This window comes from Ruegeria sp. HKCCD6157, from assembly GCF_013110685.1.
Classification (GTDB): Bacteria; Pseudomonadota; Alphaproteobacteria; order Rhodobacterales; family Rhodobacteraceae; genus Ruegeria.
The window spans coordinates 81,297-108,028 of sequence record NZ_WVRB01000003.1 but is presented as its reverse complement, the minus strand read 5'-3'; the positions used below and the strand labels follow the sequence as shown (position 1 = coordinate 108,028).

At 57.9% G+C, this 26,732-nt stretch carries 32 protein-coding genes; 18 read left to right on the top strand and 14 right to left on the bottom strand.

Features of this window, described 5'->3' with window-relative positions; genetic code table 11:
- Positions 1 to 20: 20 nt before the first annotated feature.
- Positions 21 to 635: a hypothetical protein gene (locus GS612_RS12420; RefSeq protein ID WP_171640692.1), complete on the bottom strand. Its 615-nt coding sequence runs from the start codon at positions 633 to 635 to the stop codon at positions 21 to 23.
- A gap of 165 nt (positions 636 to 800) precedes the next feature.
- Here GS612_RS12420 and GS612_RS12415 point away from each other — a divergent pair, with 165 nt between their 5' ends.
- From GS612_RS12415 to GS612_RS12385, 7 genes are all read left to right on the top strand, one after another.
- Entirely contained in the window at positions 801 to 1,913 is a 1,113-nt protein-coding gene (locus GS612_RS12415; protein ID WP_171331235.1) for an S-(hydroxymethyl)glutathione dehydrogenase/class III alcohol dehydrogenase, read from the top strand.
- 1 nt (position 1,914) lies between these two features.
- Positions 1,915 to 2,748: an S-formylglutathione hydrolase gene (gene fghA / locus GS612_RS12410; protein WP_216601148.1), complete on the top strand. Its 834-nt coding sequence runs from the start codon at positions 1,915 to 1,917 to the stop codon at positions 2,746 to 2,748.
- Positions 2,749 to 2,803: 55 nt separating this feature from the next.
- On the top strand, positions 2,804 to 3,160 hold the full coding sequence (locus tag GS612_RS12405; protein ID WP_171229299.1) for a cytochrome c family protein: 357 nt from the start codon (positions 2,804 to 2,806) through the stop codon (positions 3,158 to 3,160).
- A gap of 134 nt (positions 3,161 to 3,294) precedes the next feature.
- The gene (locus GS612_RS12400) at positions 3,295 to 5,097 is read left to right on the top strand and encodes a methanol/ethanol family PQQ-dependent dehydrogenase (protein WP_171118316.1); all 1,803 of its coding nucleotides are present in this window, start codon (positions 3,295 to 3,297) and stop codon (positions 5,095 to 5,097) included.
- Between the two features lie 69 nt (positions 5,098 to 5,166).
- The gene (locus GS612_RS12395) at positions 5,167 to 5,670 is read left to right on the top strand and encodes a c-type cytochrome, methanol metabolism-related (RefSeq protein ID WP_171118318.1); all 504 of its coding nucleotides are present in this window, start codon (positions 5,167 to 5,169) and stop codon (positions 5,668 to 5,670) included.
- Complete coding sequence (locus GS612_RS12390; protein WP_371809338.1) at positions 5,654 to 6,496, top strand: substrate-binding domain-containing protein; 843 nt, start codon at positions 5,654 to 5,656, stop codon at positions 6,494 to 6,496. Before GS612_RS12395 ends, GS612_RS12390 begins: the two co-directional genes overlap by 17 nt.
- The gene (locus tag GS612_RS12385; protein ID WP_171640690.1) at positions 6,493 to 7,047 is read left to right on the top strand and encodes a PQQ-dependent catabolism-associated CXXCW motif protein; all 555 of its coding nucleotides are present in this window, start codon (positions 6,493 to 6,495) and stop codon (positions 7,045 to 7,047) included. Before GS612_RS12390 ends, GS612_RS12385 begins: the two co-directional genes overlap by 4 nt.
- 1 nt (position 7,048) lies before the next feature.
- Here GS612_RS12385 and GS612_RS12380 read toward each other — a convergent pair whose 3' ends face one another.
- The 3 genes from GS612_RS12380 to GS612_RS12370 are packed head-to-tail and all read right to left on the bottom strand — an operon-like array spanning position 7,049 to position 9,334.
- Complete coding sequence (locus GS612_RS12380; RefSeq protein WP_171640688.1) at positions 7,049 to 7,867, bottom strand: quinoprotein dehydrogenase-associated SoxYZ-like carrier; 819 nt, start codon at positions 7,865 to 7,867, stop codon at positions 7,049 to 7,051.
- The gene (locus tag GS612_RS12375; RefSeq protein WP_171640686.1) at positions 7,864 to 8,784 is read right to left on the bottom strand and encodes a YncE family protein; all 921 of its coding nucleotides are present in this window, start codon (positions 8,782 to 8,784) and stop codon (positions 7,864 to 7,866) included. Before GS612_RS12375 ends, GS612_RS12380 begins: the two co-directional genes overlap by 4 nt.
- Before the next feature lie 10 nt (positions 8,785 to 8,794).
- Entirely contained in the window at positions 8,795 to 9,334 is a 540-nt protein-coding gene (locus GS612_RS12370) for an SRPBCC family protein (protein ID WP_171640684.1), read from the bottom strand.
- A 366-nt stretch (positions 9,335 to 9,700) separates the two neighbouring features.
- On the opposite strand from GS612_RS12370, the gene GS612_RS12365 reads away from it, so the two are divergent.
- Genes GS612_RS12365 through GS612_RS12335 form a run of 7 tightly spaced genes read left to right on the top strand, consistent with a single transcriptional unit; the run spans position 9,701 to position 14,874 of the window.
- Positions 9,701 to 10,834: an ABC transporter substrate-binding protein gene (locus GS612_RS12365; protein WP_171641024.1), complete on the top strand. Its 1,134-nt coding sequence runs from the start codon at positions 9,701 to 9,703 to the stop codon at positions 10,832 to 10,834.
- Between the two features lie 12 nt (positions 10,835 to 10,846).
- A complete protein-coding gene (locus tag GS612_RS12360; RefSeq protein WP_171640675.1) occupies positions 10,847 to 11,818 on the top strand; it encodes a YVTN family beta-propeller repeat protein in 972 nt (323 codons plus the stop codon).
- Between the two features lie 19 nt (positions 11,819 to 11,837).
- Entirely contained in the window at positions 11,838 to 12,275 is a 438-nt protein-coding gene (locus GS612_RS12355) for a hypothetical protein (protein WP_171170174.1), read from the top strand.
- Positions 12,276 to 12,290: 15 nt separating this feature from the next.
- Positions 12,291 to 12,539 carry a PepSY domain-containing protein gene (locus GS612_RS12350; protein WP_171229290.1) on the top strand — a complete coding sequence of 83 codons (249 nt, stop codon included), beginning with the start codon at positions 12,291 to 12,293 and terminating at the stop codon, positions 12,537 to 12,539.
- A 20-nt stretch (positions 12,540 to 12,559) separates the two neighbouring features.
- Positions 12,560 to 13,525, top strand: a complete 966-nt coding sequence (locus tag GS612_RS12345; protein ID WP_171640673.1) for an ABC transporter substrate-binding protein — start codon at positions 12,560 to 12,562, stop codon at positions 13,523 to 13,525.
- A gap of 6 nt (positions 13,526 to 13,531) precedes the next feature.
- A complete protein-coding gene (locus tag GS612_RS12340; protein ID WP_171640671.1) occupies positions 13,532 to 14,281 on the top strand; it encodes an ABC transporter permease in 750 nt (249 codons plus the stop codon).
- Positions 14,278 to 14,874, top strand: coding sequence for an ABC transporter ATP-binding protein (locus tag GS612_RS12335; RefSeq protein ID WP_171640669.1), 597 nt, complete (start codon positions 14,278 to 14,280; stop codon positions 14,872 to 14,874). The genes GS612_RS12340 and GS612_RS12335 overlap by 4 nt, the downstream gene beginning before the upstream one ends.
- A 2-nt stretch (positions 14,875 to 14,876) precedes the next feature.
- Here GS612_RS12335 and pqqE read toward each other — a convergent pair whose 3' ends face one another.
- The 10 genes from pqqE to GS612_RS12285 form a co-directional block, all read right to left on the bottom strand.
- Positions 14,877 to 15,989, bottom strand: a complete 1,113-nt coding sequence (gene pqqE, locus GS612_RS12330; RefSeq protein WP_171640667.1) for a pyrroloquinoline quinone biosynthesis protein PqqE — start codon at positions 15,987 to 15,989, stop codon at positions 14,877 to 14,879.
- Positions 15,989 to 16,261: a pyrroloquinoline quinone biosynthesis peptide chaperone PqqD gene (pqqD, locus tag GS612_RS12325; RefSeq protein ID WP_171229477.1), complete on the bottom strand. Its 273-nt coding sequence runs from the start codon at positions 16,259 to 16,261 to the stop codon at positions 15,989 to 15,991. Before pqqD ends, pqqE begins: the two co-directional genes overlap by 1 nt.
- On the bottom strand, positions 16,261 to 17,010 hold the full coding sequence (gene pqqC, locus GS612_RS12320) for a pyrroloquinoline-quinone synthase PqqC (protein ID WP_171232375.1): 750 nt from the start codon (positions 17,008 to 17,010) through the stop codon (positions 16,261 to 16,263). Before pqqC ends, pqqD begins: the two co-directional genes overlap by 1 nt.
- A complete protein-coding gene (gene pqqB / locus GS612_RS12315) occupies positions 17,007 to 17,903 on the bottom strand; it encodes a pyrroloquinoline quinone biosynthesis protein PqqB (RefSeq protein ID WP_171640665.1) in 897 nt (298 codons plus the stop codon). The genes pqqC and pqqB overlap by 4 nt, the downstream gene beginning before the upstream one ends.
- 23 nt (positions 17,904 to 17,926) lie before the next feature.
- Positions 17,927 to 18,028 (bottom strand): pyrroloquinoline quinone precursor peptide PqqA, encoded by a 102-nt coding sequence (pqqA, locus tag GS612_RS12310; RefSeq protein ID WP_117873022.1) that lies wholly within the window; start codon positions 18,026 to 18,028, stop codon positions 17,927 to 17,929.
- 102 nt (positions 18,029 to 18,130) lie between these two features.
- Complete coding sequence (locus GS612_RS12305) at positions 18,131 to 18,814, bottom strand: response regulator transcription factor (protein ID WP_171232373.1); 684 nt, start codon at positions 18,812 to 18,814, stop codon at positions 18,131 to 18,133.
- Positions 18,815 to 18,818: 4 nt separating this feature from the next.
- Positions 18,819 to 20,420 (bottom strand): HAMP domain-containing sensor histidine kinase, encoded by a 1,602-nt coding sequence (locus GS612_RS12300; RefSeq protein ID WP_171640663.1) that lies wholly within the window; start codon positions 20,418 to 20,420, stop codon positions 18,819 to 18,821.
- Positions 20,417 to 21,208, bottom strand: coding sequence for an ABC transporter permease (locus GS612_RS12295; RefSeq protein ID WP_171205922.1), 792 nt, complete (start codon positions 21,206 to 21,208; stop codon positions 20,417 to 20,419). The genes GS612_RS12300 and GS612_RS12295 overlap by 4 nt, the downstream gene beginning before the upstream one ends.
- Positions 21,205 to 21,951: an ABC transporter ATP-binding protein gene (locus GS612_RS12290; RefSeq protein WP_171363232.1), complete on the bottom strand. Its 747-nt coding sequence runs from the start codon at positions 21,949 to 21,951 to the stop codon at positions 21,205 to 21,207. Before GS612_RS12290 ends, GS612_RS12295 begins: the two co-directional genes overlap by 4 nt.
- A gap of 220 nt (positions 21,952 to 22,171) precedes the next feature.
- Entirely contained in the window at positions 22,172 to 23,056 is an 885-nt protein-coding gene (locus tag GS612_RS12285) for a LysR family transcriptional regulator (RefSeq protein WP_171640661.1), read from the bottom strand.
- 109 nt (positions 23,057 to 23,165) lie between these two features.
- On the opposite strand from GS612_RS12285, the gene glyA reads away from it, so the two are divergent.
- The 4 genes from glyA (at position 23,166) to GS612_RS12265 (ending at position 26,648) form a co-directional block, all read left to right on the top strand.
- Positions 23,166 to 24,431 carry a serine hydroxymethyltransferase gene (glyA, locus tag GS612_RS12280; protein WP_171640659.1) on the top strand — a complete coding sequence of 422 codons (1,266 nt, stop codon included), beginning with the start codon at positions 23,166 to 23,168 and terminating at the stop codon, positions 24,429 to 24,431.
- A 161-nt stretch (positions 24,432 to 24,592) separates the two neighbouring features.
- Positions 24,593 to 25,348, top strand: a complete 756-nt coding sequence (locus GS612_RS12275) for a DeoR/GlpR family DNA-binding transcription regulator (RefSeq protein ID WP_171640657.1) — start codon at positions 24,593 to 24,595, stop codon at positions 25,346 to 25,348.
- A gap of 57 nt (positions 25,349 to 25,405) precedes the next feature.
- A complete protein-coding gene (locus tag GS612_RS12270) occupies positions 25,406 to 25,771 on the top strand; it encodes an FAD-dependent oxidoreductase (RefSeq protein WP_371809345.1) in 366 nt (121 codons plus the stop codon).
- Between the two features lie 37 nt (positions 25,772 to 25,808).
- On the top strand, positions 25,809 to 26,648 hold the full coding sequence (locus GS612_RS12265) for a hypothetical protein (protein WP_171331261.1): 840 nt from the start codon (positions 25,809 to 25,811) through the stop codon (positions 26,646 to 26,648).
- Positions 26,649 to 26,732: the final 84 nt, after the last annotated feature.

Sequence of the window (26,732 nt, the reverse complement as noted above, 5' to 3'; positions counted from 1 at the left end):
CTTCCTCCGCCGGCGCTGCGTCAACCCTGGTCTGAGGTCAATTGTTGCAGCATTTGCGAAATCGCGAACAGGCGCCGCTCGATGATTTGCGGCGTTTCACACAGATAGGTGATCGAGCGTTGACGGTCAGAATAGATCAGCTGATCCCAATCCAATTGCTCTTCCAAGGCGTCAACGCGGTCATAGTCGGGCGGGTCGGAAGACAGGGCTTGGTCCATTTCCACCCTGGCCAGATCAATCTTTTCGGCCAGATCGATCTGCTTCAGCGAAAACTCTCCGATCCCCGCGATGATGTGCTTGCGCCTTTTGGACAAGGTGTCAAAGACGCGCTGGAACACCTGACCCAGAATATCCGGATCCCCGTTGTACCGCGCGGCAAACACTGCAACCTGGGGCCGAAGGTCTTCCAGTTCGATCCGCCTCAGGGCCAACAGCCCGGCGATTTCGTCGATGTCGGTACTGTTTTCAGCGGTTTCGCCGTCAACAACCTGATACGGCCACATGAGGCCCAGCGACAGGTCCTCGACCTTGCGCTGAATGCACGGCCATGTTGGATCGGAGAAATCCGCAGCCAAGCCAGGGCCAGCCGCACCCAGACAGGCCAGCGCCAAAACAATCAGCTTGCCGTTTGACATCACAGCTTTCCTCCACGCGGACATCATGCATGAAATGTGCGCGCGAAGTCCATTCAACCCAATACACACCATTGTCTTAATTGTTTGCACGTGGTGCTCGCCCCCATACTCGACCCAAGCTGCCGGACTGCGGTTGATTCCGGTGCCATGGGAGGACAGACGGAGATGAGAACACGCGCGGCGGTTGCTGTGGCGGCAGGCCAACCTTTGGAAATCATGGAGGTTGAGCTGGATGGCCCGAAAGCAGGTGAAGTCCTGATCGAGGTCAAGGCGACCGGTCTATGTCATACGGATGAGTTTACCCGTTCCGGAGATGACCCCGAAGGGATTTTCCCTGCAATTCTGGGCCATGAAGGTGCCGGGGTCGTTCTGGAGGTCGGGGAAGGCGTTACCAGCCTTGCCGTCGGGGATCACGTGATCCCGCTGTACACACCAGAGTGCCGCGAATGCGAATATTGCCTGAACCCCAAGACGAACCTGTGTCAGAAAGTGCGGGCGACTCAGGGTGCCGGTCTGTTGCCGGATGGAACGACGCGGTTCAGCATGTTGGATGGCACACCGATCCACCACTACATGGGCTGTTCGACTTTTGCCAATCACACCGTTGTGCCCGAGATAGCGTTGGCCAAGGTGCGCAAGGATGCGCCGTTTGACAAGATTTGTTACATCGGCTGCGGCGTGACCACCGGCATCGGGGCCGTCATCAACACCGCCAAGGTCGAAATTGGTTCGCGTTGCGTGGTCTTTGGTCTGGGCGGAATCGGCCTGAACGTCATTCAGGGCTGTCGCATGGCGGGCTGTGATCAGATCGTTGGTGTCGACTTGAACGACGGAAAGGCCGAAATGGCGACTCATTTCGGTATGACCGATTTCGTGAACCCCTCGAACGTCAGTAGTGATATCGTGGCGCATCTGGTCGAACTGACCGGCGGCGGTGCGGATTATACCTTTGACGCGACCGGCAATGTCGGCGTGATGCGGACCGCTTTGGAATGCGCACACAAAGGTTGGGGTGAAAGCATCATCATCGGTGTGGCACCCGCTGGCGCCGAGATTTCGACGCGTCCGTTCCAGCTGGTCACCGGCCGGTCATGGCGCGGAACCGCGTTCGGCGGTGCCAAGGGCCGGACGGATGTTCCGAAGATCGTGGATTGGTACATGACCGGGAAGATCGAGATCGACCCCATGATCACGCACAAGCTGACGCTTGATGAAATCAACCACGGCTTTGACCTGATGCACCAGGGTAAATCGATCCGCGCGGTCGTGGAGTACTGACATGGGTTTGAAAGTTATCTCGCAAAACCGCAGTTTCGGAGGGGAGCAGACCGTGTACTCCCACTCGTCCGAGACCTGTGATTGCGAGATGACCTTTGCCGTCTACCTGCCGCCTCAGGCCAAATCCGGCCCGGTGCCGGTGTTGTGGTACTTGTCCGGCCTGACCTGCACCCATGAAAACGCGATGACCAAAGGCGGATTTCAGGAGGCGGCTGCGGACTACGGTGTCGCGGTTGTATTTCCCGATACGTCCCCGCGTGGCGACAATGTTGCCGATGATGACGCCTATGATCTGGGGCAGGGGGCCGGGTTTTACGTGAACGCCACCCGGGACCCGTGGCGGGCCCATTTCAGGATGTATGACTACATCGTCGACGAACTGCGCGACATAGTACTGAAGAATTTCCCCGTTCAGGATCGCCACGGGATCACGGGCCATTCCATGGGTGGACACGGTGCGATTACGATCGCGATACGCAACGCCGACAAATTCGGGTCTCTTTCGGCATTTGCGCCGATTGCGCACCCGACGCGGTCGGATTGGGGCCGTAAGCAGCTCAGCAGCTATCTGGGTGACGACGAAAACACTTGGGTCGCGCATGACGCCACGCTGCTGCTGGAAGAGCACGGCTGGAAAGGTGACCTGCTGATCGATCAGGGCGCGGATGATCAGTTCCTTGATCTGCTCAAACCCGAAGCTCTGGCCAACATGATGGCCAAGCGCCGCCAGCCCGGACAGATCAGAATCCAGGAGGGGTATGACCATTCGTATTTCTTCGTGAACAGTTTTGCGCGCGACCATGTCGAATGGCACGCGGAACGTCTCAGCCAATGAAAATAACAAGGAAAGATTGATAGTGATCAGAACGGTATTCGCAGCAACCTGCCTCATGCTTTCCCCCGCCTTCGCAAGTGCCGATGGCGACCCCGAAGCGGGTGAGAAGGTCTTTCGCAAGTGCAAGGCCTGCCATGCGGTGGGCGAGGGGGCTGAAAACAAGGTGGGGCCGGTGCTGAACGGCATCGTTGGACGTCAGGCTGCAACCGTCGAAGGGTTTGGCTATTCACCGGTGTTGATTTCGCTGTCCGAAGAAGGGCTGGTTTGGACACCCGAAGAACTGGACGCGTTTCTGACGAAACCGCGCGACTATGCGAAGGGGATCAAGATGACCTTCGCCGGGCTGCGAAAAGAGGACGATCGGGCCAACATCATCGCATATCTTGCGACCTTTGAGGACAGCGGGTCGTAGGAGATCGCATTGCTCTCCCACCTAAGCGACCGGAAAACCGTCGGTCGGGGCGAGCATCAACAGACACCGTAATCCGACCTGGGTGAGGTGTTGCAATGCAGAGAGAGATCGCTGCACGAAAGGGAGGAGATTGAATGAAAAATCTATCGCTTTGGACCTCCGGGATTGCCATTGCACTGGCCACCACGGCCTACGCAAATGACGACCTGGTTGCCCAGATGGAGAACGCAAAACAATGGGCGATCCAGACGGGTGACTACAAAAATCAGCGCTATTCCGAACTGGATCAGATCAACGCAGACAATGTAGGTGATCTGCAAGTGGCCTGGACCTTCTCGACCGGTGTTCTGCGCGGGCACGAGGGTTCACCGCTGGTGATTGGTGACATGATGTATGTCCACACGCCGTTCCCGAACATTGTCTATGCTCTGGATCTGGCAAATGAGGGCAAAATCGTTTGGAAGTATGAGCCCAAGCAGGATCCGGACGTGATTCCGGTCATGTGCTGTGACACGGTGAACCGCGGTGTGGCCTATGCGGATGGCAAGATCTTCCTGCATCAGGCCGACACCAAGGTTGTGGCGCTTGATGCCAAGTCCGGGGATGTCGTCTGGGAAGTCCAGAATGGCGACCCGGCGATTGGTGAAACCAACACAGCCACGGTGTTGCCGATCAAGGACAAGGTCATTGTCGGTATCTCGGGTGGAGAATTCGGTGTGCGCGGGTCAGTTACGGCCTATGACATGAACTCGGGCGAGCAGGTCTGGAGGGCCTATTCCATGGGGCCGGATTCGGACATTCTTGTTGATCCGGAAAAGACCACCCATCTGGGTAAGCCGGTTGGCGCGGACTCGGGTACAAACACCTGGGAAGGCGATCAGTGGAAGATTGGCGGCGGCACCACATGGGGCTGGTATTCTGCGGATCTGGACGAGAACCTGATGTACTATGGCACGGGTAACCCATCGACCTGGAACCCGGCGCAGCGCCCGGGCGACAACCGCTGGTCCATGACCATCATGGCGCGTGACATCGACACCGGTATGGCAAGATGGTTCTACCAGATGACGCCGCATGACGAATGGGACTATGACGGCATCAATGAAATGATCCTCACCGAACAGGAAATTGATGGCGAGCAGCGCAAGTTGCTGACCCATTTCGACCGCAACGGTCTGGCCTACACCATGGACCGCGTCACGGGTGAGCTGCTGGTGGCCGAAAAATTCGACCCGGTTGTCAACTGGACAACTGGTGTCGATATGGATCCCAACAGCGAAACCTATGGCCGCCCGGCCGTGGTTGCGCAGTATTCGACGGAACAGAACGGCGAGGACGTGAACTCGACCGGTATCTGCCCGGCGGCTTTGGGCACCAAAGACCAGCAGCCGGCGTCGTATGACCCGAACCTTGGTCTGTTCCTCGTGCCAACGAACCACGTTTGCATGGACTACGAGCCGTTCCGTGTCAGCTACACCGCCGGTCAACCCTATGTGGGCGCGACGCTGGCGATGTATCCTGCACCGGATAGCCACGGTGGTATGGGTAACTTCATCGCTTGGGACAACATCAAAGGTGAGATCAAGTGGTCTATACCCGAGCAGTTCTCGGTCTGGTCGGGTTCGCTGACCACCGCAGGAGGCGTCACCTTCTATGGTACACTAGAAGGTTACATCAAGGCGGTGAATACCGAGACAGGTGAAGAACTTTACAAGTTCAAAACACCTTCTGGTATCATCGGCAACGTGATGACGTACGAGCAAGGTGGCAAGCAGTATATCGGCATCCTGTCAGGTGTCGGTGGCTGGGCCGGTATTGGTCTGGCGGCTGGTTTGACCAACCCGAATGACGGTCTGGGCGCCGTGGGTGGCTATGCCGCACTCAGCGACTATACCGCGCTGGGCGGTCAGCTCACCGTGTTCGCATTGCCGAACTAAGCCAAAGATCTGGCCGGCGCGGTTCAATCGGACCGCGCCGGTTTTCACTTGAAAAGAAACGAGCGTTCCATGAACCATTCTGTACGTCTTCTGGCATCAATTCTTGCATTGTGCCTTCCTGTTGCCGCCATTGCTGACAATCTGGCAGTCGCGTATTCCGAAGATGGACGGTATTACACCGAAGACGATATCCCGACATTCAACGTGGCCGAGGATGGAACCGTGGACTGGATGACATTTTCAGGCTTCCGGCGCTATCACGCAGAATGCCATGTCTGTCATGGCCCGGATGGCGAGGGCTCGACCTATGCGCCGGCTCTGAAAAACTCAGCGCTGGAAATGGATTATTACGACTTCGTTGATATCGTCACCAATGGCCGCCAGGTGGTGAACGCCGCTGAAAACTCGGTGATGCCGGGATTTGGCGACAACCCGAATGTGATGTGCTTTCTTGATGATATCTATGTATATCTCAAAGCCCATGGATCGGGCGCGATCCCGCGTGGCCGCCCTCCCAAGAAAGAGGCGAAATCTGACGTGATCCGCGAGGATGAAGATGCGTGTATGGGCTAAGGCCTGCCTGCCGATTTTCGGACTTTGCGTCTGGCTTTGTCAGGCAGTGCCCGTGTCGGCGCAGACGTCTGACCTGGTTTCAAGAACGGCTTTTCGCGTTTGTGCGGATCCAGCCAACTATCCCGTGTCATCCAAGGATGGATCGGGATATGAAAACAAACTGGCCGAATTGATTGCCGAAAAGCTGGAACTGCCCGTGCAATATGTCTGGTTTCCGCAGGCGACAGGCTTCATACGGAACACGCTGGCCGCCAAACGTTGCGATGTGGTGATCGGTTATGCGCAAGGTCATGAGCTGGTGCAGAACACCAACCACTACTACACGTCCGCCTATGCGCTGATCGTGCCGATGGACAGTGATCTGGCCCAGGTGGACAGGCTGAACGATCCCATGCTCAAAGGGAAACGGATCGGGATCGTGGCGGGTACACCGCCTGCGGCTCATATGGCGCGGAACGGGCTGATCGGGCAAGCCAAGCCTTATAACCTCTTCGTTGACCGACGTGTGGAAAGCCCGGCCATCGACATGCTGGATGACCTGCAAACAGGTGAGATCGATGCGGCCATTCTTTGGGGCCCGCTGGGCGGACCATTGGTCAAGGCGGACTATCCTGATTTCAAGGTGATCCCACTGGTCAAGGAAGAGCTGCCGCCGCGCCTGTTCTATCGCATCACCATGGGCGTGCGGCAGGGTGAGAAGGTATGGCAGAGACAGCTGAATTCCCTGATCCGGCGCAACCAGGACGAGATCAATTCGTTATTGGCCGAAGCCGGTGTTCCCTTGGTGAATGATCTGGGGACAGAGGTTCTGGACCTGTCGCAATGATACGGACAACGGTGGCAATTGCGTTGATCTCGACTGCCGCAATAGCGCAGACAGTACCCGAACCAGGTGATTATCGCATGGACCACTACCGCGCGCCGGTGCCGGATCAGATAACCGGCGGGACGGTCATCGGCCCGGAAGAGGCGCACGGCCTGTGGCAGGAACAAAGCGTCGCGTTCATCGACGTTTTGCCGCAGCCGCCCAAACCGGCCAATCTGCCTGAAGGCACGATCTGGCGCGACAAGCCGCGCGACAGCATTCCGGGATCACTGTGGTTGCCCAATGTCGGCTACGGCGCAATTGCCGATGTTACGGCAGACTATTTTCGAACCGGCCTAGAAGCCAGCACCAATGGCGATATCAACCACGGTCTCGTGTTCTTTTGCTTGGAAGATTGCTGGATGAGCTGGAATGCCGCCCGACGCGCAATCGAATGGGGATACACCAAAGTTTATTGGTTCCCGGAAGGTACCGACGGCTGGGCCTTGTGGGGCTATCCGCTGGAACGGGTAAAGCCAGCCCCAGGCCAACCCGTTGCCGGAGGCGGCTGATCTAAAAACCCGCCAGTTTTTTGTGTAAATGACTGACCGTGCCGTCCGTATCCGTCATGGTCACGTCAACTGCTTGCGCCCTGCTTGGAACGGAAATGCCGACCCTTGGATTTTCGGACAGTGAAATCGACCCCGTCATCTGGACATACCCCGCGCCATCAAGATCGATATCCACGGTCTCTACATATCGCATCGGGATGAACAGCAGGGAAATCTGATCCATCTGCATTCCGGAATGCGACGGGTGATCAATGTTCAGATCCATCTTGTTGGCCCGGTTCGCCCCCAAGCTGGACAATCGTGCCCGTGTGTTCAACGCAGGGACGCGGCCCACCAGTTCGGCCTCCATCGTTCCAAGGTTTGCCAACGCCAGTTCCGGATCAGTTCCGGGAGGTGCCGCGCAGGCGCCAAGGCCCGAGGTTTTGACAAAAGTTTCTGACACCCAAAGGTGGCCATCCGTGGTTTCGGCGATGACATGTATCGGCGTCGGGCCGTTCACGCGCATGGTCACGTCGAAGTAGAAACTCGGCAATGGTTCTTCCAACTCGAACACGGCAGAAACCGGCATCGGGTTTTCGTCCAGCACCAAAGTCACCTTGGCCACTTTCGTCCCCCGAGGGGCCGCAATCTGAGCCGCCAGTTGAGCCCGCGCATCGTCGGGCGTGCGATAGGGGGCATCAATCGCGATGAACGCATCTCCGTTTTGCATCGGTCGGTCGCCATACAATATCGCTCGGACATTTTCCCATGCCTCGTTGGATGCCCAAACCGGAGCCGCCAGCACACAGAACAGGACTGCAATCAGATGAGAAACTTTCATGGTCGTCCTCCTTGCAGGAACCTGCCAAAGGCACGGGGCCCATCACAGGTTTCCATTGTTTCTAACACCGACAGTGCCTGCGGGTCCACGATGCTGACGGTGTTGTCGAACCAGTTTGCGATGACCAGAAGATCTTCGCCCGCCGTCGCATCAATGCCTTCGGGGTATTCTCCAACATCAATCACGCCCTCATGTTCGAGCGTCGCCAGAGATATGACGCTGAGCGTATTGGCATATTGGTTCGTGACGAACGCCCGGCCGTGGGCGAAGGCGATGCCGTAAGGGCGTTCTCCGACCGGGACCGTTGCGAGGACGGAGCCGGTTTCCGCATCGACCACGCTGACATCATTGCTGCCGACATTGCCGACGAACAGACGCCCATCCGGGTCAAAACGCAGCCCGAAGGGGCGTGATCCAACCGGGCTGCGGTGCAGAGGCTGAAGAGTGTCGGAATCGAAAACCGACACCTGGTCCGCGTCCTTGTCGGCCGACGCCAGAAAACGCCCGTCTTTTGATATCGCAATACCCGCCGGGGCGGCTCCGGTGGGCAACTCGGATTGAACTTTCAGAGTTTCACTGTCCAGCACCCACAGTCGGGAGTTGTACCAGTCCGAGACGAAAACCCGCCCGCGATCCTGATCCAGTGCGATTCCAATCGGCCCCCCTTCAAGCGTGACTTGTGCGATCGTTTCACCGGTCTTGGCAGACAGACGCCTGACCATCTTGCTGTCCGGGGATACGGTGAACAGCGTTTCATCCAGACCAACCGCAACACCCGCAGGCTTGCCAGTTAGGGGCCAGCGGGCCGTTTCCTGCATCCGTGCAAGATCCATCCGGCTTAGTTCCTCACCGTTCTGACAGGTGATGAATGCTGTCTGTGCCAGTGTCGGGCAGCCAGAGAGCGCCAAAAACAACATCAGCGGGTTGCTAACTTGCCGCACCGAACCGCTCGATCAACGCGTCGAGACCCGCCTGATAGACGCCGGTCACGGCGGCAATGGCGGCTTCGTCATTCAACTCGGCCGGAGGATCGTTGTTTGGATACCCGCGATAGAAGGCACCGCGCCATTCGATGACCGAACCACCTCCATCACGCGGTTTTACCGTCAGATGCGACGAGTAGTTGGTGACAGGCAGCACCTCTACCGCGACTTCGGTGATCCGGTAGGAGTAGCTCATTTTCTCTGCGCTGTACTTGTACAGTATTTCATTGATCGTCGGACCGCCTTCCTGGCCAAGTGTCAGCAATCGGGTCGCATCAATCTTATTGCCGCCGTTTCCTTCGGTCGCAAACACAGCCGGATGCCACGACATGTCATCAAAGTTCCCGACAACGGCCCAGACTTCCTCTGGTGAGGCTGCGACCTCGGCAGTCAGCGTGACTTTCTGCCGGGTCGGCCCGTGGGCCCAAACCAGACCCGGAACCAGCAGAGCGGCGGTTGCGGCAAGAAGAAATCGTCGATTCATTCCATGTCCTCCCTGAATGCGCAAAGCGTTGGCACACGCTGCGCGCTCGCGGCGTTTCTTCTGTCAGACCTGACATGCGAGCGCACGTCGCTGGTCACCCGCAACACCCTATGAATAATCGGCGGGTGTCGCGGGAAACCGCAGCAAGATCAACCGTATACGCGCATTCTTATAAAATAAGAATCGAGCTCAATGATGAAGCTGATAGGCTTTGTTTTACAACACGGCCAAAAGTATCGGTTCCGTTTTTCGGGGCGCTATGCCCCGGATGTTTCAACCTGAACTCTGACTTTCAGGCAACGGGAGGACATCTTGAATATTCGCCTGCTGCCGCTGCTTGCGGCGCTTCTTTGGTGTGCATCCGCGATGACCGCGGCGGCGCTGGATGTAAAGGCTGCGGTGCTGCGGATCGACTATCCGTCGCTTCTGCCGATCTCGCGTTATGATCTGAAACCGGACGACCTGGGATTTGCCGGTGCCGCGCTTGGGGATGAGGATAACGGAACCACGGGTGGATTTCTGGGACATACATACGAGACCGTCACGATGGCCGTTCCTCCGGAAGAGGCTGACGCCGCAATGGACCAGATCCTTGCCGGAGGCGTGCGCCTGATCGTCCTTTTGGCCAAGGCGCCTGACATGTTGCGCCTGACGGACAAGGCGGCAGAGTCCGGGGCGCTTGTTTTCAACGCGTCTGCACCTGATGTCGATCTTCGCGACGCAAACTGCCGGGGCAACCTGCTTCATATCGCGCCGTCCCGCGCCATGAAGGCCGATGCGGTCGCACAGTTTGCCGTCTGGAAGAAATGGGGCGACTGGTTCCTGTTGGCCGGATCCAACCCCGAGGATGTCCAGCTTGCGGACGCGTATCGCCGCGCAGCCAACAAGTTCGGCGCGAAGATTGCCGAAGATCGGACCTTTGCGGATACCGGGGGATCTCGCAGAACGGATTCCGGTCATGTTCTTGTTCAGCGCCAATTGCCATTGGACACGCAAGATGCGCGAGACCATGACGTTGTGATTGCCGCGGACGAAACCGATTATTTTGCGCGCTATCTGTCCTATCACCTTTGGACCCCACGCCCCGTGATGGGTTCAGGCGGCTTGCGTCCGACGACGTTTCACGGCGCACATGAGGCATGGGGCGCGACCCAGTTCCAGACCCGTTTCGAGGATCTGACAGGGCGCTATGTCCGCCCCGAAGACTACAACACCTGGCTTGCACTGCGCGTGATCGGCGAGGCCGTGACCCGTGCCAGTACGGCAGAGCCCGAAGGTGTTCGGGATTATGCTCTGTCGGACGAGTTTGAGCTTGCCGCATTCAAAGGACAGAAAGTGACATTCCGCGATTGGAACGGGCAGTTGCGTCAGCCGATCCTTCTGTATGACGGGTCGATCACTGTCAGCGTCAGTCCGCAAGAGGGGTTTCTGCACCAGGTCTCACCGCTCGATACGATGGGGTTGGATAGGGCGGAATCCAGCTGTCGCGCATTCGAGTAACCGGAGGTATTGATGAAACGACTGTTGTTGACCGTTGCCTGTGCTGCGCTGACTGCGGGTCCCGTGTTTGCGGGCAAGGCTTTTGTCTCGAACGAGCGGGGCAATACGATTACCGTGGTTGATACCGAAACCTGGGAAGTGATCACCGAATTTCCAGGCGGCAACCGACCGCGCGGGATCACCGTCAGCCCGGATGGCGGCAGGCTGTATGTCTGTGCCTCGGATGACAATATCATCCGGGTATTTGATACAGAGACCTATGAGGAACTTCCCAGTTTGCCCTCTGGTCCGGACCCCGAACTTTTCATTCTCGAACCCTCGGGCAAGCGGCTCTATATCGCCAATGAGGACGACAATCTGGTGACGGTCACCGACACTGAAACCCGCACCATTCTGGCCGAGGTTCCGGTCGGCGTCGAGCCCGAGGGCATGGGGATCAGCCCCGATGCCAAGTTCGTGGTCAACACGTCCGAGACCACCAACATGGCGCATTTCATTTCCACCGAGGATTATTCCATCAAGCATAATGTCCTAGTCGACCAGCGCCCGCGCTATGCCCAGTACACAGCGGATGGAAAGCGCCTGTTCGTGACATCGGAAATCGGCGGAACCGTCACTGTGATGGACATTGCAGAAGACGGAACGCCGACGGTTGTCGGCAAAATCAGTTTCGAAGTGGCGGGCGTGCAGCCGGAATGGCTGCAGCCCGTCGGTGCCAAGGTGACTTCGGACGGCAAACGTCTGTTCGTTGCTTTGGGGCCTGCAAACCGGGTTGCCGTCGTTGACGCGCAAAGCCTTGAAGTTCTGGACTATATCCTGGTGGGGCAGCGGGTCTGGCAGTTGGATTTCACGCCGGACGAAAAATATCTGCTGACCACAAATGGTAATTCAAACGACATCACCATCATCGATGTCGCCTCTGAAAAGGCGATCAAATCGGTGCAGGTCGGGCAACAGCCCTGGGGTGTGGTGACCATTGACTGAAGTTCTGGGAGGGACAGGAATGAAGAAACTTATGATCGCGGCCATGGTCGCGGCGCTGGGTGGGCCGATATCGGCGGCACCTCTTTGCGATGATCTGGGATTTGCCGGGCTTCTGGCGAAATGCAACCGCGGGGAAACCATCAAGCTGACGCTTGCTTCGGGGCAACCGCTGGGTGAGGACGTGGTTCTGCAATCCGGCGCGTATTACAAGCTTGAGATCACCGCTGACGGTTCGGCGGAACTGGCCATCGAAGGGCCGTCTTTCTTTCGCGCGATCTGGATGAATGAGATCGTGATCAACAAGATCGAGATCCGTCCTATGGCGGTGGACAGCATCGAATTTGACAAGGCCGGCGTCGCCGAATTGTCGTTTATCGCAATCAAACCCGGCAGTCATGAAATTCGCATCCCCGGTTCCACCGGTGACACGCAACGCATTACGGTGAGTATTCAATAGAGGAGAGATAACGTCATGAAAAGATTTGCAATGTTGATAACCGCCGGGCTTCTGGCGGCCCCGGCTTTCGCCGACGACATTGACGCGGAAACGGTGGCAAAGATCGAGGCCTATCTTGCCTCTGTCGAGTGCCAGATGGACCCGGATGATATCGAAATTGAAGATGATGGTTATGATCTGGACGATGTCATCTGCAAGGGCGGCAACCAGTTCGATATCAAACTGGACAAAGACTTGAATGAAGTCAGCCGAAAGGCGGAATAGCGAGTAAACGGGATCGGGTCATGTCCAAACTATTTGCCGCGTGCCTTGCATTTGCTTTCAGTTCGGGGGCTTTGGCCGCCGAGACCCTGCCGACCATTCGCGCGGCCGTACTCAAGATCGGAACGGTCAATTGGGAACTTGAGACCATTCGCCGGAACGGCCTGGATCAGAAACATGGCTTTGTCCTTGATGTTCAACCTTTTGCCGACAATGGCGCAACGCGTATCGCGGTTGAGGGGGATGAGGCTGATCTGGCGGTTGCCGACTGGATTTGGGTTGCTCGTCAAAGGGCTGCCGGCAAGGACTATGTGTTCATCCCTTATTCCAAAGCCGTGGGCGGCGTGGTTGTGCCCGCTGACAGCCCGGCAACCAGTTTGAAGGACCTGGCGGGCGGCAAGATCGGCATCGCGGGTGGACCGCTGGATAAATCCTGGCTGATCCTGCGCGCATATGCAGCAAAGGAATACGGGATGGACTTGAAAGCCGACACCGAACAGGTGTTCGGTGCGCCGCCTCTGATCTTCAAATCTGCTTTGGACGGCGATTATGCCGGGGCGATCAATTTCTGGCATTTCCTGGCCAAGATGAAAGCGTCCGGCATGAAAGAGCTGATCTCGGTTGAGGATGCCGGGCAGGCATTGGGGCTCGACACCAATACGCCTTTGCTGGGCTATTACCTGAAAGAGAGTTTTCTGAACGAACACCCCGACCTTGCGCAAAGCCTGTTTGCCGCCAGCCGCGACGCCAAGGACCTGCTGGCCAATTCGCCCGAAGCATGGGAGGCGATCAGACCGCGGATGAACGTCAAGTCCGATGCACAGTTTGAACAACTCAAGCTCGATTGGATCGCCGGTATTCCCGATCGCCGCCCGGTTGATGCGGTCGCGGCCAACAGGATGCTGGAACTTATGGCCGAATTGGGCGGGGCTGAGCTGGTGGGCGCCGCGACGACTGTGCCGCAGGGTCTTTTTGCCGACGTGGAATAGGATCAGATGCAAAACGCGCGCCTCACGCCGCTTTTGTCTATCGCAGGCCTTGTGGCGTTGTGGATTGTTGCGGCGTCGCTGACCGCAGACCCTCAGATACTGCCGCAACCCTGGGACCTGATCCCCCGGTTTCATCAAGAGCTTGCGTCAGGAGAGTTGCTGCGCAGCCTTGGCGCGACCCTGTCACGCGTGATCTGGGCGTTCGTGCTGGCAATGACATTGGGAACGATCATTGGCCTGGCCATGGGGCGGTCGGATGCGCTGAACCGCTGGCTCGATCCATGGCTGGTTGTCTTCCTGAACCTGCCCGCGCTGGTTCTGATCGTGCTGTGCTACCTCTGGATCGGATTGACCGAGGCTGCGGCGATCACGGCGGTTACGCTGAACAAAATTCCCAATGTTGCGACGATCCTCCGAGAGGGCGGCCGGGCGCTGAGCCCGGATCTGGATGCGTTGGCACGGGTCTACCGGATGCCGTGGCAAAGGCGACAGCGCCATGTGATCCTGCCGCAGCTTGCCCCGTTTATCGCAGCTGCCGCACGGTCCGGACTTTCTCTGATCTGGAAGATCGTGCTCGTGGTCGAGTTTCTTGGGCGCTCATCCGGTGTCGGGTTTCAAATCCACTTGTATTTTCAGCTGTTTGATGTGGCAATGGTGCTGGTCTACGCGTTTTCGTTCATTGCCGTCATGCTGGTTGTCGAATGGCTGGTTCTTCAACCTTTGGAGCGTAGCGCTCGACGGTGGAGAACTGCATGATCCGAATTGACATCCGAAAGAAGCGCTTTGAACACCACGCCGTTCTGGGCCCCATTGCATTTGACATCGCCGCCGGGGAAACGGTCGCGCTGACCGGACCATCGGGCATCGGAAAGACGACGCTGCTGCGATTGGTGGCAGGCATTGACCCGGATTTCGAAGGCGAGATCATGCGGCCGGATCGGCTTGCCATTGTGTTTCAGGAACCCACTTTGCTGCCATGGCGCTCGGCTTTCGATAATCTCGCCCTGATCCATGGTAACCTGTCGCAGGCTGACATTGACGCTGCGCTGTCAGACGTTGGCCTGGACGAAAAGGGGGATTTGTTTCCCGGTCAATTGTCATTGGGTCAGCAGCGCCGGCTTTCTCTGGCGCGCGCCTTTGCCGGGCAGCCTGAATTTCTGATTATGGACGAGCCTTTTGTATCACTGGATTCCGAAACGGCCGAGACGATGCTGACGCTGACCGAGGACCTCATCACGCGGCATCGCCCGGCGACCCTGTTCGTGACGCATTCCAAACCGGAAGCACAGCGGCTTTCCGACCGGATCCTGAATCTGGTACCCGGGCCCAGCGGTGCGGTTCTTGGTTAGGGTCATTCTGCGGGCTCTCTCGCGGCACCGGGTGCGGTACGATATATAAAGGGTGCATCCGATTTGGCGGCATGTTCGTTTGCCTGGTTTTGCAGGGTCTGATGGTGGGGTGATTTGATGCAAACCGGATCGGTGGCGGCTGCGTCTCCGATAACGGCCATGGCCTGACAGCGGCAGCCACCAAAATCAATGGTTTTGCGTTCGCAGGTTTTGCACGGGTCCGACATCCAATCCGTGCCGCGATAGGCATTGAACGCGCTGCCATGGAACCAGATATCCGCAAGCGGTTTGTCCTGTACCCGGTCAAATGTCAGATGCGGGATGGACTGTGCCGCATGGCAAGGCAGAACCTGACCGTCTGGCGCCACGTTCAGCCCGGTTGTCCCCCAGCCGCCCATGCATCGCTTGGGGTAGTCGTCATGATAGTCCGCCGGAACATAATCGATGACCAGTTGCCCCTTGAGGTCTTTTCTGGCCTCGGCCACCTGTCGCGTCACCTGTTGCGCCTGTTCCCGCGTCGGCATCAAGGCATCCCTGTTTCGCAAGGCCCAGCCGTGGAACTGCACCGTTGCAACCTCGATTCGCCGAGCACCCATCTCCTGTGCCAGTTCCAGCGCCCGCGGCAGTTGGTGGGCATTGCGACGGTGCAGTACGAAGTTCAGGGTCAGCGGAAACCCGATCTTCTTGATCCATTCGACCGTTTTCATTTTGCGGTCAAACCCGCCCCGATAGCCGCCTACCTTGTCCGCCATCGCGGCGTCAGTGCCTTGAAGAGAAAGCTGGATATGGTCCAGGCCGACTTCGTCCAGCTCATTCAGGCGTCGCTCGGACAGGCCGATCGCCGACGTGATCAGGTTGGTATACAACCCGGCCTCACGCGCGGCATTGACCAGCGCAACCAGATCGCGGCGGGATGCGGGTTCGCCGCCGGACAGATGCAATTGCAAGACACCAAGCGCCGCCGCTTCTTTGAAAACACGTGCCCAGGTTTCGGTATCCATTTCATTGTCGAGTTTGGCCATTTCGACTGGGTTGGAGCAATAGGGGCAGGACAACGGACATCGATGTGTCAACTCGGCCAGCATGGCAATGGGGGGAGGGGGGTTTACCTGCATCAGATGACATCCAGAAAGCGACGCACCCGAAGGGCATCCAGAAACCCCGAGCTGTCTTCGACAATCTGTTCTTCCGGGGCGTTGTATTTCCTGGACAGTCTTGCGGTGATCTGACCAAAGCTGCGCTGGCCGTCTACTTCGCTCAGAATCGCATGTCCGATCTGATCCAACGTCACGGCTCGTTCAGGTGCCAGCAGAACCCATTGTTCCCGCACGGAATCGAAATGGATGCGGACACCACGCGGCAGCAAGGGGACCTCCTGCGCCAACATCACGACGCCTGCCGCATCCGTAAACCGGTGTCCGGCTTCCATGCCCCCGGAGGAATTCGGGCAGGTTCGACATAGGCGCCCCACAGGGCATCCAGCTGCGACCAGAGGACATCGGTCTTGAATATCAGTGCCTTGGCTGCCGCGTCCTGTTTTTCTGCGGTGTCGGCATGATCCAGAACCCATGCCAGACCAAAGGCCACATCCTTGGGGGCTTCTTTCAGGCGGTTGCGGAAATAGGCAAGTGAGCTGTCATCCGCAAAATCGTAATGCCGAAGCAGGCCTTCGATCCTGTTGGCATGAATCTTTGGAGCAAACAGTTCTGTGAGTGAGGCCGCAACCGCTTCCAGCAACGACTTTTCGCGGACGTATCGCACGTAAGCATCCACCGCAAATCTGGTGGCAGGCAATACGCCGTCGCATGAGGCGACATAGTCCGGATCCAGACCGACGGCTTCGGCCAGTCGCAACCAGCGCCGGATACCACCTTCGTTGTCTTCCGTGCCGTCATGATCTTCGATCCGCGACCGCCAGGCTCGGCGCAGCGCAGGATCTTCTACACGCGACATGAAGGCGGCGTCCTTCATAGGGATGGAATGCTGATAATAGTAGCGGTTGATCACCCAGGCCCGCACTTCGTCAGGCGTGCATTGACCACCGTGCAGGCGATGATGAAACGGATGAAGGTCGTGGTAACGCTCGGCTCCGATCTGACGAAGCCGGGCCTCGAACTCTGTGCGGCTTTGGGTCATAGCGTTATCTCCATGCCATCCTGGCCTATCGTCCAGCCTTTCGCCCGTGCCCGGGCGTTCTCGGCGCTGTCGGGGCGCAGAACCGGATTGGTGTTGTTCATGTGGATGAACACTTTCCGGCCGATTTTCATATCGTCGAAACCAGCGATGGATCCATCGTGGCCGTCCATCGACATATGGCCCATGCGCTTGCCCGTTTTCTGACCCAACCCGGCCTGCACCATTTCCGTGTCGTGCCAAAGCGTGCCGTCGAAAAACAAAAGATCGGCCTCGTCAAGCCGGGCGCGCAGCTCGGGCGTCAATGCGGCACAGCCCGGTATGTAATATGCCGTCTTCCCCTGCGCGCTCAGTGCCACCCCGACGGTTTGTTCGCCAACCAATTCGGTTTCGACATGTTCCCCTTCAAGATACAGAGGCACTTTGCCGGGCACCGGAAACAATGACGCCTGCAAGCCGGGAACCAGATCGAACGTCTGATTCAACGAGATCGGCGCGCGTGTGACGACCGAGGCGTTCAAGGCGTCGAAAATCGGGTTCTGCGCGATGACGTCCTGAATGCTTTGGGTTGCAAACAGCGTGAATGGCTGCATCTCGCGCAGCGTCAGCAAGCCAGCCACATGGTCGATGTCACCATTTGTCACCAGCACCGATTGAACCGGCACCGCTCGCAACCCGGTCGGATACAGGACGGGCGTATTGCCAAGCTGCGTTCGAATATCCGGAGACGCGTTCAGGATGGCCCAGTTCTTGCCATCGGGTGAGACCGCGAGTGATGATTGCGTCTGCGCCGGAATATGTCCGCTTCGGGCCAGATTGCAGTTTTCACATCCGCAATTCCATTGCGGAAGGCCGCCACCAGCAGCGGCCCCAAGTATTATCGCGCGCAACGTCATCTATTGTTGGCGCCTGCGGCTGATCAGATCAGGCCACCACCGCGCTCATCGTCATGATCGGGGCCGTACATGTTGATTTCCATGCCGCATTCGATTTCGCGAATAACAGGTCTGTTCCAAGCCATATCAGGGTCCTCCTCCTAGAAAGTGCTTGCGAGCAATGTGGCAGGTCTCATGCGCCCGTGCGACTCTTAATTCATAAGAAGGATTTAGACTTTGGTCGGTACTCAGGCGTCATCCGACAACGGGGCGACCCCCTGAATGCAAAACCCCTGGTTGCGTATGGTTTTGATTTCAAATCCAAAATCATCCAACCCCAATTTCTTCCTCAGATATCCGATGTAGACGTCCACCACATTTTCGTTACTGGACCCGTCCTGTGACCAGAGCGTGTCAAACAGTTCTCCTCGGGATATTGGCGATCCGGCCTTGCTGTTGAGCAGCGTGAGCAGTTCGAATTCACGTTCGGTGAGCGCAATGCGTGTCTTGCGGATCGAAAGCGTTCTGTCCTGCGACGACAGGCGCGCGGGGTCCGGGCGCTGAGAGAGCACGCGTTGTTCCTGTACCTGCAACCGGGCGACAAGTTCATCAAAGCTGAACGGCTTGACGACGTAATCATCGGCCCCGGCTTCAAGCCCGGCGGCACGATGATCGACATCGGAAAGGGCAGACAACATCAATATCGGGATTCCGACCCCGGCAAGACGTGCGGCCCGGACCAGTTCGATGCCACTGTCGGTTCCCAGCATGACATCGACAATCGCGCCCGAGAATACACCGCTTTTCAACCGCTCCAACCCTTGGTCGGCGCGGTTTTCAGCCTCGGCTGAGTAGCCGTGCAGCGACAGGCCCCGGACAAGGGCCGACGTGATTCTGGGGTCGTCATCTATGATCAGCAGTCTGGAGACCATTTTTCTATGCCTCCGCCAGCGGTAGTCGAATGCAGACATTTGTACCGGCATTTGATCCCAGGGCGTTTTCACGCGGAACCGGGCTTGCCACCGAAATGGTTCCTTCATGGGCCTCGACGATCCACCTGGCCAGTGCCAGCCCGACACCGAAACCCTGACTGTTTGCTGCCCCTCCCTGAACAAACCGCTCGAAGATCCTGGTTTGGGCGCCGTCGGGAATTCCGGGGCCATTATCGGTCAGCTGTATTTGAACGCCACCATCAACCGATTGGCCGGACAGCAACAACGCCTTCCCGTCCCGCGCATGTCGGATCGCATTGCGTATCAGACTGAGCAGGACCTGACGAATCCAGTTCAGGTCACAGCGCAACGAACAATCCGGGAAGTCGCCCGTTTCAAGCTGCATGTCGGCGCCATCGATTTCAGGTTGAATGTCGCTCACAACTGTTTGCATCAGATCGCATAGTGCAACGTTGGTTGGTTCCAGAGCCAGCTCACCGGTTTCGGATCGGGCGACGCGCAGCAAATCATCGATTCTCTGGTTCAGTTTTGCCGCGCTGCTTTCGATTGTCGCCAACGCCTCTGGCGCGGTCTGGTTATCCCTCTGGCCAATCTGAGCTTCCATCATGATGACCGTCAGCGGTGTGCGCAGTTCGTGACTGACATCAGCAAAAAAGCGGCGCCGGTTTTCGTCGATCTTGGACAGGGATTCATTTGCAGCGCTCAGTTCGCGGGTTCGCTGGGCAATGGTCTCGTTCAACCGGGTCCATTCAGCGTCAACCTCGGCCTGGCGTTTTCTCAATGCAGCGGCCATGCGGTTGGTCTCGCCATATAACTGGCCGATCTCATCATTGCGGGTTTGAGGCAGCGAAATTGCGAATTCGGATCGGCCGACCTGAACCGCCGCGTTGCGCAGCCGATCCAGACGAGAGAACTGCGGTCGCACCAGGCCAAAATAGAACCACGCCGTGCTGAGCAAGGCGAACAGTGCCAGTGCCAGTGCCGCCCAGGTCAGAACCCAACGGGTCCGTTCGATCCCCGCCATGACGGAGTTTCGAAACAGAACCTCGGTATTCACCGCCTGGCTGAGCAGAGGATCAAACGCCGACGCAAACGAGTCGACATAGGCGCGCAGCTGGGCCTGATCGGCTTCTGCGTCGGCTAGCCCTTCCAGCGTGCTGGCCAGCAGCGCTTCCATTCTGGCCAGACCCAGGGATTGGGTTCCGTATCGCGATTGTTCGTTCAGCCCCAGGGATTGAACCGCGGCAACGGCATCTTCCACATCGGAACGAAGCTGTAGAAACGTTGCCCCAATCTGGTCTTGGATCGGCGAAAGGCGATCGAGTCGAGACTCGACCGTTTGGCCGGTCTGTATCGACTCGGTTGCGATCACAAGAAATGTGGCCGCCTGGGTCGACAGAGCAGCATAGCGTGCCATGCGGGTTTCCGATGCCAGAGCCGTTTCCAGGCGGCTGGCGACGGTCTGCATCCCGAAGTAAAGGATTGCGGCCGCCAGCAGGGTGCCTGATCCCAGCACGACGGCCCCAAGGCCCAAGCGTGTTTTCAGAAGCAGACTCCGCTTTGCGGTTTGTGGCGCGGCCGTCATGATTTCCGCCTCATCAGGCCCCGGGCCGGATCATACCCCCAAACGGCGATCGCGCTCAGTATCGCGGTTGACGCCAGAACCCACAGCAGGGCACCCCAGTTGATCTGCAAGTAAAGCAAAAACCGGATCAACTCGACCACATGCGTGAAAGGATTCAGCGCACAGATATCACGCAGCAATGGCGAGCTTTCAGCCATTTTCCACAGCGGATAAAGGGCGGAGGACAGGAAGAACATCGGGAAGATGACAAAGTTCATCACCCCGGCGAAATTCTCCAGCTGCTTGATGAAACTGGACAGCACCAGCCCCAGCGCGCCCAGCATCAGACCGCCTAGAACCAGCCCCGGCAGAACCGCGACATATCCGGGTAGGGGCAGGACAATGCCGAACACAGCGGCCAATCCGAGAAACGTGTAGACTTGCAGGATGGATATCGCGGTTGATCCCAGCAGACGGCAGAACAACAGCCACCAGCGCGGGAATGAGCTGGTCAGCAGTAGGCGCATCGAGCCCATCTCGCGGTCGTAGACAAGGCTGAGCGAGCTTTGCATCCCATTGAACAACAGAACCATCGCACACAGGCCGGGGACGATATAGGTCTCGTAAGTGATATAGGTCTGGTAGGGGGGAATGATCGACAGGCCGAGGGCCGCGCGAAACCCTGCTGCGAAGATCAAAAGCCAAACCATTGGCCGGACCAGGGCTGCCAGAAATCGTTCGCGTTGATGGATGAAACGCAGAAACTCGCGTCCGATGATGGCGCGGGCGACTCCCAGGAACCCGTTCATGCCGGCACCTCGGTTCGGGACAGGAACCAATCGGACAGTGTTTGATCCCCCCGCAGGCGGCCCACCTGCCCACTGGCAAGAATCTGACCGCGATGAAGAACCAGAAGCTGGTCGTCGTCGCGCATTTCATCTGTCAGATGCGTGGCCCACAAGACGCACAGCCCCTGTTCCGCCAGGTCGTGCACATGGTCGGTTATCGCGTGCCGAGCCGCGGCATCAAGCCCAACGGTCGGTTCGTCCAACAGCAACACCGAAGGTTCGTGCAGCAGGGCACGCGCCAGTTCCATCCGGCGGCGATGACCACCATTGAGATCGCGCACACGTTCCCCGGCGCGGTCGCGCATGTTCAGCCGATCCAGCGCCGCATCGATACGGCCGGGGACTTCGGATCGCGACAACCCATGCAGAGCCGCGAAATAGGCCATGTTCTGGCGCACCGTCAAACCCAGATCCAGTGTCGGTTGCTGAAAGACCACGCCAAGCTTTGCCAGCGCCTTGCGTGGGGATTGGCGCAGATCATGGCCTGCGACCGTGATTTCACCGTCCGGCGCCACAAGCAATCGCGTGAGCAGCGACACCAGTGTCGATTTACCGGCCCCATTCGGACCGAGCAGACCGCAGAACATCCCCGCCGAAACGTCAAAAGAGACAGCATCCAAAGCCGTCTTGGCGCCATAATGAAAGCTCAGGTCGCGTACGGCGAGACCAGGATCGGTTTCCGCCGAGGGGCGCGCGTCTGACATTCTTCCTCCGTCCCGAACCATGGTTCTTGACAGCAGCTTGCATCGTCGGGGCGCGTTTCTCAACCTTCCAGTCCGAGGCCGGACCACGACTTAAGTATGTGAAGCTTCACGGATTTGATGGTATTGCCCGAAGGATCCGTCGCGAAGTTTGGCCAGCCGAGACTGTCAGAGGAAGGCGGGCCTGATCGTTGCGAACAACCCGTTTTGCGGGCACCGCTTTTCAGTTTGCGTTCAGCAAAAACGATCTGAACTCTTTGAAGGCGGGGGATCTGCTGAAAGAGGGTGTGAATTTGGCCACCATTGCGCGGGGAAGCTTCAACGAGGCCGAAAACGGGCGAACCAGATCGCCATTGTCCAGCAAGTTCTGAACCAGAACTTCGTGCGCCATCAACACGCCACCGCCATGACGCGCCTCTTCCAGCGCGACGGAATACAACGAGTGCACGGTTCCCGTCTTCGGTACACGTGCGCCATCTGGTTGGCTGTTCAGCCAAATGTCCCAATCATTTGCCCATGCCCCGTCATGGAGAAGGGTTTCCCGCGAAAGATCTGAAACAGATTTCAATCTGTCCGCGACCGAGGGGGCGCAAACCGGGAAAATCACATCTTCGGCTATTTTGATTTCGTTGATGCCTATCGGTTCACCGGAAAAGAACAAAGTCATGTCAAATGGCTCACGCGCAAGGTTTGGCGGCGTTTCAAGGGCTACAACAGACACGGACAAATCCGGGGCAATTTGCCTGAGCGTTCCAAGTCTGGGCGCCAGCCACAATTGCGCGATCGACGGCAGCGCGGCGACCTTGACTTTGCGCGGCAGGGCCTTGGTTCGAAGTTCCTGCACGGCCATTCCCAATTGATCAAACGCCTGGGTGAACCCGGGCAAAAGCTCTTCGGCGAGCGCCGTCATCTCGACTCCACGGGCATTTCGGACAAAAAGTTGGGTGCCGGCCCAGGCTTCAAGGGCCTTGACGTGCTGAGTTATCGCGCCCGGAGTAACGGATAGATCGTCTGCCGCAGCGGCAAAGCTTCCAAGCCGAGCCGCCGCTTCAAATGCTCGTAAAGCATTGAGATGTGGGCCTTTCGGGCGACGAGGGGAAAGTGACATCCATTTAAGCCTTAGTTTTTCTGCGGCAAATAAATAGCAATACTGATTTGCTTCGGCCAGTGGAACTCTGGAATTTTGGAAAAAACGCAATCGCATCGGAGGAGCCCGGATGTCGCGGCACTTTGAAAACCCAGTCAGGATGACCGACCCCGTCGTCGCAGAAGCTCTTGCAAACGAGAAAAAGCGCCAGCAGGATCAAATTGAGCTGATCGCGTCCGAAAATATCGTCAGCCGTGCGGTGCTGGATGCTCTCGGGCATGAGATGACCAACAAGACGCTTGAAGGGTATCCGGGAAACCGGTTCCACGGCGGCGGTCAGTTTGTCGACGTCGTCGAGCAGGCGGCAATCGACCGCGCCAAGGAACTGTTCGGGTGCGACTATGCCAATGTTCAGCCCCATTCCGGCAGCCAGGCGAACCTTGCTGTTTTCTTTCTGCTGCTCAAGCCTGGTGACAGGGTCTTGTCGCTGGATCTGGCCGCCGGCGGTCATCTGAGTCACGGCCTGAAGGCCAACCTGTCGGGTCGCTGGTTCGAACCGCATCATTATGGTGTCGACGCCGAATCCGAGGTCATTGACTGCGATGCGCTGGAAAAACTGGCCGAGGAAATCCGGCCAAAGCTGCTGATCGCGGGTGGGTCTGCCTATCCACGGGAAATCGACTTCGGGCGCATGGGGCAAATCGCCAGGAAGGTCGGTGCGCATTTTCACGTGGACATGGCCCATATTGCCGGGCTGGTCGCCGCGGGCGTGCATCCTTCGCCTTTTCCGCATGCGGACATTGTGACGTGCACCACGACAAAAACACTGCGTGGTCCTCGTGGCGGGGTGATCCTCACCAACAACGAGGACTGGTTCAAGAGGCTGCAATCTGCGGTTTTCCCCGGCGTTCAGGGTTCGATCCACAGCCAGATTCTGGCGGCCAAAGCGGTTTGCCTTGCCGAAGCGCTTACGGATGAATTCAAGGACTACGGAGCGCAGGTCAAAGCCAACGCCGCCAAACTCGCGGAAACCTTGCAGTCCCGGGGGTTGCGTATCGTGTCCGGTGGTACTGACACGCATCTGGTGCTCGTGGATCTCAGCCCCAAGGGTATCACAGGCAAACGTGCCGAGGTCGTTCTGGAGAAGGCCAATATCACGACCAACAAAAACGCGATCCCCAATGACAGCACGCGACCGCCAGAATGGGTTGGATTGCGCCTGGGCGTGAGCGCGGCAACGACCCGCGGAATGAAAGAGGCCGAGTTCGACCAGTTGGCAATCGTGATTGCGGATTTGATCGAAGCTGAGGCCGCGGGTGATACCGACGCGACAATTCTGCGCTGCAAAGCCTCGGTCGCAGCGTTGTGCAAATCGTTCCCCATCTACCCGGCGTAGTTACTGCGTGCCCGGTGGCAGGGTCCATTGACCGCTCTGGACCATTGGTGTGAGCGCGTCACCGCGGCGCCATAGTAACGCGTGTCTGATTGGGTGTTTGGGCTGTAACATGTTTGCAAATTTTGGCATATTCGTGCAGTCCAAAACCAAAGGGCCGGCCAATGCTCGCACCTGAACGCCACGCCATCATACTGGAAGAAGTCTCGCGCCAGCCTGCGGTCTCGATCCGTTCGCTGACGGAACGGCTTGGTGTGTCACGGGAAACCGTGCGCAAGGATATTGAACAGTTGGCACTGGAGAACAAGCTTCATCAGGTGCGGGGCGGCGCGACCAGTATCCGCAGGCGGGAACCTCCGATGGCCGACCGGGCTCAAACCAACCCGAAAGGCAAGGAACGGATTGGAGCCTATGTGGCAAGCGTGATCCCGGACGGGGCCAGCGTGATAATCGACAGCGGGTCAACGACAGTGGCGGCGGCGCAGGCTCTGGCTGCTGTGCGACAAAATCTTACCATATATACCAATGATTTGACGATTGCATCAGTGTTGGCGTCGGCGGCCGCCGAAGTCACGCTGCTGGGCGGACGGCTGGATTTTTCAGAGAATGCCACATTGGGTTTGGACACGCTCGACCACCTGTCGCGATACAATGCGGACTATGCGTTGATCGGGGTCGGCGGTGTGAGCTCTCGGGCATTGTTTACGGATTTCTCGCTGGAAGGCGCCAACCTGCGTCATATGATGATGCAGCGGGCGCAGCGGCCGCTGATCCTGGCTGATCGCAGCAAGTTCGACGTGGTTGGTCCGATCGTGATGAAACCTCTGCCGGTAAATGCGACACTGGTGGTGGATGATGTGTTGCCAAACAGCATAGCTGGCGCGCTGCAAAGCCAGCCCGTGGATATTGTGAAAGCGTAACGCAATAACAGGAAAACAATTGCCAAATTTTGCAAAGTACAAATAGGGTGAAGGGAAATCCGAATCCCTGAGTACGGAGCGAGCCGATGGCTGACACCAAACTTCCGCACAGCGCAGCATGTCATTGTCGGAGGCGTCATCATTGGCTGCACGGTTGCGTATCATCTGACCGGAAAGTGGCATCGTGATGTGGTGCTTATTGCGCAGGGGCAACCAAGCCGTGGCACCACATGGCATACGGTTGGTCTGGATCGTCAGTTGTGCAACCAACCCGCGATGACCAACCTGATCCGCCCCTCGCCGGGGTTGCATTGCCCAGCGGGTTTGAGCCCCCTAAACCGTTGCCGCCGCGATACAGGTCAAGCTTTGGTCGAGCCACTGCATGCGCGCGCGCAAACAAACGCTCTGAAAGCCGAATTGTGACGCAAGTCAAATATTCAGCTCATATCGTCGGGCCACAATGACATTACAGGCAGTTCTCATCGTATTGATCGCAGCCGTGTTGCACGCGCTCTGGAATGCGGTTGTCAAAGGCGCGCCCGACAAAGCGGTTGTTTTGGGGTTGGTGGCGCTTGGCCACGCCGTGCCTGCGCTGATTGCGTTGCCTTTTATCGGCTTGCCGGTTTGGGCGGCGTTCCCCTTCATCATCGGCTCGACCCTGATCCACTGGGGGTACTATTGGTTTCTCAACACCGCGTACAAACATGGAGATCTGTCGGTGGTGTACCCGATCTCACGCGGGATGACGCCAATCCTGGTCACGGTGGGTGCCATTCTTTTCGCGGGTGAGTTTCTGCCGCCGATCGCGTGGGTCGGCATTGTCTGCATCTCGGCTGGGATTGGGTGCCTGTCCCTGGTCGGGCTGGGCCGAAACACAAGCTGGGTCGCCGTGGCGGCGGCGTTTGGCACGGGTCTGATGATAGCGTCCTATTCGATTGTGGACGGCATTGGTATCCGGCTGTCCGGGAACATACTGGGATACATTGCGGCATTGTTCGTTGCCGAAATTTTTGTTGCCGGGTTTATCTTCGCGACCAGATGGCAGCGTTTCGTCGCGCTGCCCAGGCGTTATGTCTGGGCGGGTCTGACAGGCGGCGTCATCTCTGGCCTGGCGTATGGGCTGGTGCTGTATGCCAAGACGGTCGCGCCCTTGGGTGTTGTATCCGCCCTCAGGGAAAGTTCGGTTATCTTTGCATCGCTTATTGGTGTGATGTGGTTCGGCGAAGGACCGAAATCCAACCGGCTTCTTGCAGCGACCATTGTCGCGATCGGGATCGGACTTCTTGCGATGACACGTTAAGCGTTTTTTGCGCCACCGCAGGGAAAGTCTGAAAAATTCAGCGCCTTTGACATGCCCTGATGATCTGTTGATCGTCATGGTCCA